Source organism: Leptolyngbya sp. FACHB-60 (assembly GCF_014695775.1).
In the GTDB taxonomy this organism is placed as follows: Bacteria; Cyanobacteriota; Cyanobacteriia; order Phormidesmidales; family Phormidesmidaceae; genus Nodosilinea.
Map to the genome: position 1 here is coordinate 1 of NZ_JACJOX010000004.1, position 11,871 is coordinate 11,871.

The 11,871-nt window shown below is 48.7% G+C and carries 10 protein-coding genes and 2 pseudogenes; all 12 read right to left on the bottom strand.

All coding sequences use genetic code 11. The features are described 5' to 3' along the window. Positions 1–58: 58 nt before the first annotated feature. The 12 genes and pseudogenes from H6F57_RS00375 to H6F57_RS27335 all read right to left on the bottom strand — a co-directional run bounded on the left by H6F57_RS00375 (position 59) and on the right by H6F57_RS27335 (position 11,783). A pseudogene (locus H6F57_RS00375) lies at positions 59–1,125 on the bottom strand (ISKra4 family transposase). A gap of 224 nt (positions 1,126–1,349) precedes the next feature. Next, positions 1,350–2,227 (bottom strand): IS630 family transposase gene (locus H6F57_RS00380; RefSeq protein ID WP_199294655.1). Its coding sequence is split into 2 segments (ribosomal slippage): positions 1,350–1,898 and positions 1,901–2,227, totalling 876 coding nucleotides; the frame shifts between segments, so codons are not numbered across the junction. Positions 2,228–2,857: 630 nt separating this feature from the next. Next, positions 2,858–3,388 carry an acyltransferase gene (locus tag H6F57_RS00385; protein WP_190625733.1) on the bottom strand — a complete coding sequence of 177 codons (531 nt, stop codon included), beginning with the start codon at positions 3,386–3,388 and terminating at the stop codon, positions 2,858–2,860. Further along, positions 3,389–4,519, bottom strand: coding sequence for a DegT/DnrJ/EryC1/StrS family aminotransferase (locus H6F57_RS00390; protein ID WP_190625734.1), 1,131 nt, complete (start codon positions 4,517–4,519; stop codon positions 3,389–3,391). Then, positions 4,516–5,490, bottom strand: a complete 975-nt coding sequence (locus H6F57_RS00395) for an NAD-dependent epimerase/dehydratase family protein (RefSeq protein WP_190625735.1) — start codon at positions 5,488–5,490, stop codon at positions 4,516–4,518. Before H6F57_RS00395 ends, H6F57_RS00390 begins: the two co-directional genes overlap by 4 nt. Positions 5,491–5,567: 77 nt before the next feature. Then, positions 5,568–6,740: a DegT/DnrJ/EryC1/StrS family aminotransferase gene (locus tag H6F57_RS00400; protein WP_190625736.1), complete on the bottom strand. Its 1,173-nt coding sequence runs from the start codon at positions 6,738–6,740 to the stop codon at positions 5,568–5,570. A gap of 639 nt (positions 6,741–7,379) precedes the next feature. After that, positions 7,380–7,777 (bottom strand): annotated as a pseudogene (locus tag H6F57_RS27325) (DUF29 domain-containing protein). A gap of 164 nt (positions 7,778–7,941) precedes the next feature. After that, on the bottom strand, positions 7,942–8,523 hold the full coding sequence (locus tag H6F57_RS00425) for an acyltransferase (RefSeq protein ID WP_190625737.1): 582 nt from the start codon (positions 8,521–8,523) through the stop codon (positions 7,942–7,944). Next, positions 8,516–9,460, bottom strand: coding sequence for a Gfo/Idh/MocA family oxidoreductase (locus tag H6F57_RS00430; RefSeq protein WP_190625738.1), 945 nt, complete (start codon positions 9,458–9,460; stop codon positions 8,516–8,518). The genes H6F57_RS00425 and H6F57_RS00430 overlap by 8 nt, the downstream gene beginning before the upstream one ends. Beyond that, positions 9,457–10,818 carry a nucleotide sugar dehydrogenase gene (locus tag H6F57_RS00435; RefSeq protein WP_190625739.1) on the bottom strand — a complete coding sequence of 454 codons (1,362 nt, stop codon included), beginning with the start codon at positions 10,816–10,818 and terminating at the stop codon, positions 9,457–9,459. The genes H6F57_RS00430 and H6F57_RS00435 overlap by 4 nt, the downstream gene beginning before the upstream one ends. A gap of 214 nt (positions 10,819–11,032) precedes the next feature. Then, positions 11,033–11,416: a DUF4351 domain-containing protein gene (locus H6F57_RS27330; RefSeq protein WP_313933569.1), complete on the bottom strand. Its 384-nt coding sequence runs from the start codon at positions 11,414–11,416 to the stop codon at positions 11,033–11,035. Next, positions 11,325–11,783, bottom strand: a complete 459-nt coding sequence (locus H6F57_RS27335) for an Rpn family recombination-promoting nuclease/putative transposase (RefSeq protein WP_242042913.1) — start codon at positions 11,781–11,783, stop codon at positions 11,325–11,327. Before H6F57_RS27335 ends, H6F57_RS27330 begins: the two co-directional genes overlap by 92 nt. Positions 11,784–11,871 lie beyond the last annotated feature (88 nt).

Sequence of the window (11,871 nt, forward strand, 5' to 3'; positions counted from 1 at the left end):
TTTGCTTCTCTAAATCTGTCTTGATGCATGACACCGTGATTGGACTGTTCATCAACCGCTATGAATTTGGGCGACCTATATAACAACCCATACACAGGTCTAGAACACTACCCACTTGTTGCACGTTATCTTCGTCCCAGTGAGCCCTTGAAATCTTGATTCGACGTCGAATTTGCTTGACCGTTGACTCAATTGCACCCGAGCCAATAGACATGCCCTCGGCTTGGTAGTAGGCGTAGTTGACGATACGGTATCGATGTTTGGTTAGGTAAGCGATAAAACGGTCAACTCGCTCATAGGGCCAGTCATTGAACAGCTTGATGGCTCCCTCAATATCGCCTTACCACAGACATGTCTCCACGGCATCCAGTCGGTGTTGTGACCCGCCGACCTGACCCAAATTTTCCAGCAGGTGGTACCAGTCTAGTATTTCAAGTCGTTGCACTAGCGGTGCGATCTGGGCAAAGAGATTCCAAATCCCGTCGTGCCCATCGCCTAAGCACACCAACGGAGACGCCAATGGCTGCTGATTGACCCACTCAACCAAGGCATCATTCTATCTAAAAAAGGCCGCAACACAGTCTTGATGAAGGTTCACACCCTTGTAGTCGCGCCACTCACTCCGTTGAACTTTGGGCGTCCGTAAACGCACTTTGCCCCGTCAATGCTCATCTCTTTAACACCGAAATCTACTGACTCAGGCGGGAAATCGTGACGATGCACGAGCCGCTGCTGAGTGCTCTTGGAGACCGATATTTCGGTTAGCACTTCAATATCATCAGCCGTATCTTCGTAGGACTCGTTGGCACTCACCAGCAAACAACATATTTCTAACTGCGGACTCCACTGAGTTCGGGCTTTCAGGCTTGCCGCCGTCCTTGCTGTTCACTGATGCTCAATTGGCCGATGATGCTGGTAACGCCTCATTGGAGGCCTCGCGTTGTGCCGCTGCTTGTGCGGATAAAAAATGACCAAGTTCTGGGCCTACATGCTTGAGCAGATGCCTCTGCACAGCGTTCTCAATTCCTTCCAGGGTCTTGACGTCCTTGGGGTCAGTCTCCTCGTAGAGTATTTGGCTAGCTCCTGCGCCAGGGCTTTGAGACGGGCTTCTTTGGAGGCATCCATGGGAGTGAAGTTCCTATGCTGAACTGCTCAAAGCTTAACGTTCGTCAGTCTGGTCAAGGCTAAGTATTATTGCTCATTGCATAATTGGGATGTACCCAGCTTCATTTCCAATGAAAACTCCCTTAACAACTTAATCAGGCAAAGCGAGAAGACTGTTTTTATAATTTATAAGTTCTTTCTACTGTTTGCCAAAGCTTAAGATGGTATAGCTGTAGCCACCCGGGTTAGGACGTTGCTTGTTTGAGGACAGCCTCTATTGCGGCCCGTAAACCGTTGGCATGAGGGAGTTGTTTACGAATCCGGTTTTTGAGCCAACCCCAGCACTTCTCAATGCGGTTGAGGTCAGGCGAGTAGGGCGGCAAGTAGATGAATTGCGCTCCAGTGGCTTCAACTAATTGAGCAATCCGACCACCGTGATGAAAGGTTGCATTGTCGAGAATTACTCCATCGCCAGGCTGCAACACGGGAATCAAGCAGGTTTCAAGCCAGGTTTCAAACACGATACGGTTACACGCCCCTTCTACTGTGAACGGGGCTATCAGTTGATGCCCAGGGTATCCGGCTATCATGTTCACTCGCCCTTGCCGTCGCCCTGATTTCAGGTCATAACACCGCTCTCCAGCAGGTGCGTAGCCGTAGCCATAGGTGTCGCGCTCATCTATCCCCGACTCATCGACATAAATCCAGCAAGGGGCTTGAGGGTCCGATACCTGAGCTATGAAGGTCTCTCGTTTGTGTTCATCCCGTTGGCTGTAGCCGTACGTCTTTTTTTTGGAGTCCAGCCGATCCGCTGCAAAGCACGCGAGATCGTGCGCTGGCTCATCTCACCGGGCCAGAGTTCGGCCATCTCGGTCTGCGTTTTGTAGCGATGCTGTTGGGCAAAGGTACGAAAGGCCTCTAAATCGCTAATCTTGCGCTGTGGGGAAACCGGAGCATTGGATGAAGGCGCCAGGCTGCCCGTTGACGCTTTGCGCTTTAGCCATAAGTCGATTGTGTTGCGGCTGATTTGAAAGGCGGTACTAGCCTCACTCTTTGTCATCCCATTGAGTTCAATGGCGTCAATGAGCTTCTGGCGTAAGTCTAGGCTGTAGGGCTTCGGCATAGGACTGCGTTATAGAGGGACTCCTCGCTACTCTATGTCCTCACACTCTTGGCTGTAGCTATATCTTGGAATAGTTGAGCATAGTAAAGCTTATCTACCGACTCTATTGCTAAAACCTGGATATATGAACCCCAAAATTCTACAATTTGCTTCTTTCCTAGAAGACAAGCAAGTTGTAGGCTAAGGGCATTTGGTAAGCACCAACCAAAATGCCAATGGACGACATCAGCCAAACTAATGGCTTCAATGATCTGCGGACATCGACGTAAGTAATTAGAATAACGTTTTAATCCTAAAGCTTTTGGAACATCTGCTAGATGCTCTAACTCTTCATGTGTAGAATAATACCTTGAAGTGATATTGCAGCAGTTGATTTAGTTAGGACACTTTTACAGACAGAACCCTCTGGTAGGGGCATTGCAGTGCAATGCCCCCGCGTCGAACCTGTCCTAACCAAATGGACGTTTGTAATAGGCCTCTCACAGAAATACCCAGATCACGGAGCGCACGGACTGTGATAATTGTTTGGGATGCTATATTTTTAGGAAGATTTAAGATTTTCAAGCTATTAAAATAATCGTTATCACTGATTACCAGTCACTAGCAAAAAGTATTAAGCTTATTTTTGAGTTAGACTCTCTTTTTAAGTAATTTAGCAGGCATACCTACCATAACTGAATATGGATCAACGTTTTTAGTTACTACTGATCCTGCACCTATTTGACTACCATGACCAATAGTAATGCCTGGTAAAATGGTCGTGCCTACGCCTATATCACAGTCATTTTCAATTATTACTGGTGCTTCCTTAAGCGCACCAAAAAGAATGGGGCTAGATATTCCTTCATCTGCATGAACTGAAGTAATAATCTTGACATGAGGTCCTATTCCAACATTACAACCTATAGTCAAACCTCCAGCACTATGTAAAAAACACCCCTGTCCAATCCAGGTATTGTCTCCGATGGTCATTTGATTTTTGTAATAACCTTTAAGAATCGTATAGTGTCCAACATAAATATTAGTTCCAAGACAAATATTTTCAGGATGAAAAACTAATACTCCAACCTCAAAAATTACATTCTGACCTATTTCTTTCAACTTTTCGAGTTCGATTTTACCTGTCCCATGGCTGGTATATAATCTAGCGAACTTTGACATTTAAGCTTGGTATCCCAAAAGACGATCTACAACCTGGCTACACTCTTCGATGGCAAGATTTTCGCAAAGAGGTAGTGTTAAAGACTGATTGAAGACTTTATCTGTTACAGGAAAGTCTCCTTTTTGATAATTATATTGACTTCTAAAATATGTTGTTAGTGGCATGTGGTAAGTGCCAATGGTTGTTTCAATACCTTGATTGCGAAGTTGCTGAATTAACAGTTGTTTAGATTGAGCCAAAAGCTCTGGTAAAAGTACTACATAAGATTGATATACAGGATAGCTGTCTATCCCAACCATAGGAGGTCGGATTGATGTGTCTTGCAATAACCGATTATAATTAGCAGCTAAGTTTCTCCGCTTGGTAATAATTCGATCTAGCTTATCCATCTGAGACAACCCTAAAGCAGCCTGAAATTCGGTCATACGATAGTTAAACCCAGGCATGATAAAGTCAATTGACGAAGATTCTGGATCCATCCCATGATTCCGTAATGCTTTTAACTTACGAACTAACGTTGCATCATTTGTGGTAATTATTCCTCCTTCACCCGTCGTAATTGCCTTACGAGGATGAAAGCTGAAACAACTCATTGCCCCCCAACTACCCGCTTGCTTTCTACTAAGGGTAGCCCCTAATGCACAAGCTGCATCTTCAACTACGGGTAAGTTATATTGATTGGCAATGTCCAAAATTTCCGGCATATTTGCCATTTGACCAAAAGTATGTACAGGCAAAATGGCTTTAACCCGCTTGGCTGTCTCTGAATCAGTCATCAGTTTCTTCAGCGTAGCTGCGAGGCAGGCCGGATCGAGATTAAAGGTATCTGGTTGAATATCGATAAATACAGGACTGGCACCACATAACTCAATAACATTAGCTGTGGATATCCAAGAATAGGCCGTAACAACAACTAAATCGCCAGGCTGTACACCCAATGCTAATAAAGCTAAGTGTAGAGCAGCCGTACAGCTAGAAACAGCAATAGCGTAATGCGTTCCTACATAATCAGCGACTTTCTCTTCAAAGGTTTTTACCTGCAACCCTTGAACCAGATAGCTACTGCGCAAGACATCACTAACAGCTTGAATATCATCTTCTTCAATGGAAGGAATAGTTAGGCGAATCACGCCGCGATCACCCCCAGCTTGCTCCGAAAATAGTCAGCGGTTAATAAAATTCCCTCATCAATATCTACTTGAGCTTCAAATCCTAATAAATCCCGTGCTTTACTTATGTTGGGAACTCTTAGTTCTACATCTGCATAGTTTTTGTAGACAAAAACAATCTCAGAGGAAGAATTTAACACTCGAATCACTGTGCTGGCCAATCCATATATTGTTAAAACTGCTCGTTGATTCCCAATATTAAATGTTTCACCAACTGCTTTGGGATGTTCGAGAGTAGTCAGAATTCCCCGAACCATGTCATCAACATAACACCAAGCTCGAATCTGGGTACCATCTCCATGAATCTCAATATTTTCTCCATCAATTGCCCTTTGAATGAAAGTAGAAAGTGCACCTTCTCCAACCTGTCCTGGCCCATAGACATTAAAAGGTCTCAACACTACTACAGGTAGCCCCTGCTCCTTGAAATAAGCTAGGGCTAGATGTTCTCCCGATAACTTAGAAACAGCATAAGTCCATCGAGCCTCACCTACCATCCCTATCACAGCCCCATCTTTTTCATCGGAAAGAAAAGCTTGACTTCCAAATACTTCGCTGGTTGAAAAGCAAATGACTCGCTCTATGGCTTTTTGCTTGCTGGCAGCCCTAAGTACATTTGCTGTGCCAGTCATATTTACTTCCATTGTGCGCACAGGTTTTTTTATGACTGTGTCAATGCCTGCAACCGCTGCACAATGGATAATATGACTGGGATTCACTTCCGCCATGCACTTTTCCAAAGTTGAGATATCTAAAATATCTCCCTGTATGAGAGTGATATTAGGATGATTAGCAAACTCTCGATCTTTTAGAGAGTTCCTAGTCAAGTCATCATAAATCACTACCTTATTTTTCCCTGCTAGCTTTCCAGCAAGCGTAGATCCTATGAAGCCTGCACCACCAGTTATGAACACTGTTTTAGTTTGAAGCATTTCTCTTGCCGTAATTAGATTTAATTAGGTTCAAGCTATTGGTAACGCCTTGATCAGATTTTCGGATTGTCAACAAGTTAGGCTAAACTTTGAGTTAATGCTGCAACGATCCTATCTACCTTTTGCTTCCCCAACTCCGGCCAAATCGGCAAACTCAACACCTCCGCCGTCAGGGCATCGCTCACAGGGTTGACACCATACAGCCCCCGATACACCGGCAACTTATCCTGGGGCACCGGGTAGTAAATCATTGATCCAACCCCCGCCGTCGTTAACGCCTGATGCACCCGATCTCGCTGTCTTCCCAGCACCCGAATCGTGTACTGGTGAAACACATGCCCCTCCACCAGCTTTGGTGTAACAATTTCTGGTACGCTCGCCAACAACTCGTTATAAGTCTTCGCAACCCGCCGCCGCCCCTGGTTCCACTCATCAATGTGGGGCAACTTCACCCGCAAAATTGCCGCCTGAATGCTGTCTAACCGCGAGTTATACCCCAACACTTCATTGTGGTACTTCCGCTTAGACCCATGACTCCGTAACATGCGGACCAGTTCCGCCAGCTCATCATCATTAGTCGCCACCAGCCCCCCATCCCCATAGGCCCCCAAATTCTTAGACGGGAAAAACGAAAACGCCCCCACATCCCCAATCGCCCCCGTAAACTTGCCCCGCAACTCATCCCGAGTAGCTGCCGAACAATCCTCATTACACTCCGCACAGTCACCCCAGTACCTAGACCCAAACGACTGGGCACAATCTTCAACCACCTTCAGCCCATGCTTTTGGGCCAGCTCCATAATTTGCCCCATCGCTGCCGGTCGGCCAAACAGATGCACCGGCAAAATCGCCCTCGTGTGTGGAGTAATCGCCGCCTCAATCTGCCAAGGTTCAAGATTAAAACTCGTTGGGTCAATATCTACAAAGACCGGCTTTGCCCCCACATTGCTAATCGACTCCGCCGTCGCAAAAAACGAAAAAGGCGTGGTAATCACCTCATCACCAGGGCCAATGCCCGCTGCCCGCAGGCCAATTACCAGGGCATCGGTGCCAGAGTTCACGCCGATAGCATGCTTCACCCCCAGGTAGTCGGCGACCTCCGTTTCAAAAGCCTTTACCTCTGGCCCCATAATGAACTGGCCCGACTCCAGCACCCGGTCAATAGCCGCATGCACTTCGTCACGAATGCTGTCGTACTGAGGTTTGAGGTCTAAGATCGGGATTTGTTGTGGGGTAGTGGTTAGGGGCATGGGTTTTACCTTAATGATGTTTCTGCAGCCAGGCATCTAACGCTGCCAAATCAGCCAAATCAAGAATCACTTCTCCTAACTTATCCAACTGCTTTAGAGATAGACTTTTGATTTGTTCTGCCTGAGTTCCTGACAAATGTTCAAAGCGACAAATCAGAAATTCAATAAGAACTTTTGCTTTGCCTTTTTGTTCACCTCTTTGCTCCCTTTTTGTTCACTCCTTTGTTCACCTTCTTCGAGTCCTTCTTAAAAGACTTCCTGATAAACACGAGTTTGACGAGAGTCTGCGGTTTTAATTTAATGTCTAGCATCTTTAAAGTCTCTTGGGTATTCAAACGAGGAAACTTATTGATTAGTATAGCTTCAATCAAATTCAGGATTGTTCGAAAATCTTGTTCTCCTTCACCTTTGGCTTGTTCGAGTAAATCCTTGGTCGCCCGAGTTATATCTTACTACGGTAGTATAATCAGCCTCAACAAGGCTAAAGCTGGCGATAAGATTGTTTGTTCTAATAAGCTTTCCAGATAGATTCTCTGAACTTTGCTATCTAGGAAATCGGAATAGAGTACTTTGCCACCTGAATCTTATCGGTCTGACTGAAGAAACTGAAATAACACCTCGTCAATTGCAAAACCCAACCTACGAGATGAGAGGAAACCAGGTTTTATCTAGAACTCGATGAAGAGATGCCAGCAATTTTTCAGGAAAAATACTTAAAGGAAATTGGGATCTGAGAGCAGCAATTTCTCGGTTATCTTGATAACAATCCTGGTAAATATCCTCAATATATCTTTTTAGATTCGGGCTGTCTTCTAATTCGTCCAGAATTTGCTTACGGAAATTTGTAATTTCAGCTTTCCAGTGAGCGGAGTTGCGCTCACGTTCTGCCTGCCAGTAAGCGAGTTTCAACACATGCTCAACAAATTTCTGAGTAAGCTCTTGAGTCGTTTTTTGTCTCGCCAGCCCAAGTCCGCTACCTCCTCAATCAAGTTTTCCCAGTCCAGCGACTCCATATCTCTCTGCTGCAATGATCTCACAGTTTCAAGAACTCAAAGGTGATAATCCCTGTCATATAAGGCTTTTGTATTTTGCTTTAACTCTGCTGACATGGGATAAATTCCTTGGCGAGGTCTAACTTTAGGGTTGACAGACAGTCATAGAGTAGTATTGTCAATACTTTAAAGAGACTCAACCATCATGGCTAACCCACCTGACGCACTTCAAAGGCCGAAAGGCGCTGATACTTAGTTTGAGTAGAATCTATCGCAAACCCTTCGGCATCGAATTCCAACACATCGCCGTAGGCACTCATCCAGCCAATGCGCTTGGCAGGCACCCCCGCCACCATGGCATAAGCCGGCACATCCTTCGTCACCACCGCCCCCGCCGCCACAAACGCACATTCGTGTAACGTCACCCCACACACAATCGTCGCATTCGCCCCAATACTGGCTCCCCGCTTTACCCGCGTCGTCAAGTAATCCTCAGAGGTGTTGCGCGGAAACTCGCAGCGGGGAGTTTTCACATTGGTAAATACCATACTAGGGCCGCAAAACACGTAGTCCTCCAAAACCACCCCCTCATAAAGAGAGACATTGTTTTGAATTTTGCAGCCGTCGCCAATCGTCACCTGGTTAGCCACATAGACATTTTGCCCCAGGGAACAGTTTTGGCCAATGGTAGCCCCAGCCATAACATGGCTAAAGTGCCAGATTTTGGTGCCCTCGCCAACATTGGCCCCAGCATCGATGAGGGCGGTATCGTGAGCAAAAAAATCAGCCATAGAGTACTGTCTCTACCCGTTCCAAAATATTTACTACAGCAACCCCATTCCATCCGTCTGAGTGGGGGCGCTGACGGCTAGACACACAGGCTAAAAAGTGTTCACACTCCAGTTTAAGCGGTTGGGCATCGGCAATATCAATAATTTGTATGCCGTCATCTACCGCGTTGAGATCGTCGTCAATACGCTTATGGTGTACCGTGACTACCTGCTCAGTTTCGTCGTAGACCAGCATTTGATGCTCAGCAATTACCACGGTGTCCCGCTGCTTGAGGGGCCACTGCCAAGAGCAGTGGAGATGGGCGGTTTGCCCGGTGGCAAAGGCCAGGTCTACCTGCACCTCGTCAGCGATCGCAGATTGTAGACGGGCATGCCCCACCGCCTGCACCGTCTCAAGGGCAGGCGACCCCAGCAAGTCGAGAATAATAGAGACATCGTGGGGAGCCAACGACCACCACACATTTTCGGTGGAGCGCACTTTACCGAGGTTGAGCCGCTGAGTGGCAACGTGGTGTACGGCCCCAGCTTCCCCCGATTGCAGATAATTGCGCATCCAGGCGATCGCCGGTTGGTAGAGCAGCAGATGCCCCACCATTAAAATGCGATCGTGGGCATCGGCATACTCGGCTAGCTGCCGCGCCTCTGTCGCCTTAAGGGTCATCGGCTTTTCGACAAAGACATCTTTGCCCGCAGTAAGCGCGGCCAGGGCCAGTTCAAAATGGGTGGGGGCCGGGGTCGCTAGCACCACGGCTGATGCATCACTGGCGAGGGCCGCGTCAAAGGTTTCGTAGATAGTGGCTTTGGGATAGTTGGCCTGTAAGCGCTGCCGTAGTGTCGGATCCACCTCAACTACCCCAGACAGATGGCTCAACTGCTCAAAGTTTCGCACCAGGTTTTGGCCCCAGTGGCCACTGCCCACCACAATCACATTGGTCATAGCAGGGTTACCTTGTGGTCGGGGTCGCTCAGGTGGCGGGTCGCCCCTCGGGTATCGAGAATAGCCTTGGCCTGGTGCAGCACCCGGCTAAAGTCTACGGAACTGTGCTCGGTGGTGATGATTACCAGGTCGGCGCTGCCAATGGCATCATCGGTTAGCTCAACGCTTTCTAGCCAGTGGCCATCAATATGTAGGGAAGGCACATAGGGATCGTGGTAGCGCAGGGTAACCTGGTCATGCAGAAGCGCCTCCATCACTGCTAGGGCCGGAGACTCGCGCCAGTCGGCCAGGTCTTTTTTGTAGGTAACGCCGATAACTAAAATCTGCGATCGCGATGGGGCAATACCCAGTTGGTTAAGCACTCGAAAGGCTTTGCTGCGCACAAATGAGGGCATGCGCCGGTTGATTTCCCCCGCCAGGGCAATAAAACGGGTGTTGAAGTTCACCTCTTTGGCTTTCCACTCCAGGTAGTGGGGGTCGATGGGGATGCAATGGCCGCCGACGCCAGGACCAGGGTAAAAAGGCATGATGCCAAAGGGTTTGGTATTGGCGGCGTCGAGCACTTCCCAGACGTTAATGTCGATGCGATCGCACAGCAGTGCCAGTTCGTTGACCAGAGCGATATTGACGGCCCGGAACGTATTCTCAAAGATTTTCACCAGCTCAGCGGCTTTAGCACTGCTGACGGGCACCACGTGGTCGATGGTCTGCTGGTAAAACAGGGTGGCAATCTCCAGAGAAAGTGAGTCGGAGGCACCCACCACCTTGTTAGTATTCTTGGTGGTGTAGCGCTTGTTGCCGGGGTCCACCCGCTCTGGCGAGTGGGAGAGAAAGAAGTCGCGCCCCTGCTTGAGCCCACTGCTATCCTCCAAGATAGGTCGCATAACATCGTCGGTAGTGCCTGGATAGGTGGTGGACTCCAGGGAAATCAATTGACCGGGGCGCAGGCGGTGGGCAATGGCGGTAGTCACACTCTCGATATAGGACAGATCCGGGGTGAGGTTTTTGGTCAGCGGTGTAGGCACGCAAATCACCACAACGTCGGCGTCGATGATGCGATCGAAGCCGGTAAAAGCTTGAATTTTTCCTGCTTCCACCAGCACCTTCAGTTCGGCATCATCCACATCGGCGATGTAGTTATCGGCCTGGTTGACACGATCGGCTCGCTTGGGGTTTTGCTCAATGCCAAGAACTGGAAATCCTACCTTGGCTTTTTCAACAGCAAAGGGAAGACCTACATAGCCAAGACCTACCACGGCAACTTGAGCAGTGTGGTTGGTAATCCGCTCTTTCAGCTGTAAAAAGCACGATGGCAGGGGAACTGAGTTCCCCTGAGGAGAAAAGCTAGTAGTGGTCATATCTGTAGGGGTGGGGGGCTAGTATCATTATTCTGCCCAGGGGTTCTACCAAAAGGGTCGGCTTTGGATCGTTGTAACGGGACTTTACAAGCTCAGGCGAGCGAGACTGCGGTCGAACCTTAGGGTTGGGGCGCGATCGCACAAAACCATCCTAGAATGCCTGAGCCTCCCCATCGGCACCAGACCCACCACCCTCCACAGGATGCGCCTGGAGCTAGGTCTCTAAAGCGCCCAGGTTAGCTAAATCAAACAAAACCTCCGACAGCGTATCGAGCTGCTCCAAGGGCAAAGCCCGTATCTGTGCCACCTGCACCTCAAACAACGTCCCCAGTCGACGGGTTAAGAACCGCACTAGAAGAGTGGCCTCCGCCTCCTGACGGCCTTCTTCAAGCACTTCTTGGTGGAAGCGAGTTGGCTGGATGTCAGCCGTTTTGATGTCTAACACCGCCAGAATCTCTTGAGCTGTGAGCTGGGGGAATTTATTGATTAGTATAGCTTCCACCAGATTAAGCATCTGCTGAAACACCTCCTTCCCCTGGGGTTTGACAGCACGCAGCAGGCTTTGGGCCGCCTGGCCCGTCGCGACATTGGGCAGCACAATCAGCTGCAAGAGGGCGAGGGCCGGAGACAGCTGGGTTTCGTGCAGCGTGCAGCAGGTCTTGCAGGTAGATGCGCTGCACATTACCCTCTAGCAGGTCGGCATAGGGCGCTTCGCTACCCAGTCCTTGCTGGCGCGACTGAAGAATGAGTAACCCTCGCCAGGGGCGATCGACTTGGTACTGATAGAGGTAGTAGGTTTCAGCGAAGTAGCGCCCGTAGAAGCGGCTATCGGGCTGCATTTGAGCCTCGATAAAAATGACCGGCACCGCCAGGTCATCCGATAGGGGCAACAACAGCCCGTCTAGACGAAATTCGCTTTCTTTGACTACTGGGGCGACGTACTCAAAGGTACAGTCGGCAGGCAAACCAGGGATCAGGTCGGCCAGTAGGGCAGGCTGCGCGAGAAAAATTTGGTAGTAGAGCTTAATCGGTTCTCACGCGATCGCGGTCCTA

Coding starts and splice junctions, on each gene's coding strand:
- H6F57_RS00425 (WP_190625737.1), bottom strand. CDS start 8,523: ATGGCTGATTTTTTTGCTCACGATACCGCCCTCATCGATGCTGGGGCC.
- H6F57_RS00395 (WP_190625735.1), bottom strand. CDS start 5,490: ATGCTTCAAACTAAAACAGTGTTCATAACTGGTGGTGCAGGCTTCATA.
- H6F57_RS00400 (WP_190625736.1), bottom strand. CDS start 6,740: ATGCCCCTAACCACTACCCCACAACAAATCCCGATCTTAGACCTCAAA.
- H6F57_RS00435 (WP_190625739.1), bottom strand. CDS start 10,818: ATGACCACTACTAGCTTTTCTCCTCAGGGGAACTCAGTTCCCCTGCCA.
- H6F57_RS00385 (WP_190625733.1), bottom strand. CDS start 3,388: ATGTCAAAGTTCGCTAGATTATATACCAGCCATGGGACAGGTAAAATC.
- H6F57_RS00430 (WP_190625738.1), bottom strand. CDS start 9,460: ATGACCAATGTGATTGTGGTGGGCAGTGGCCACTGGGGCCAAAACCTG.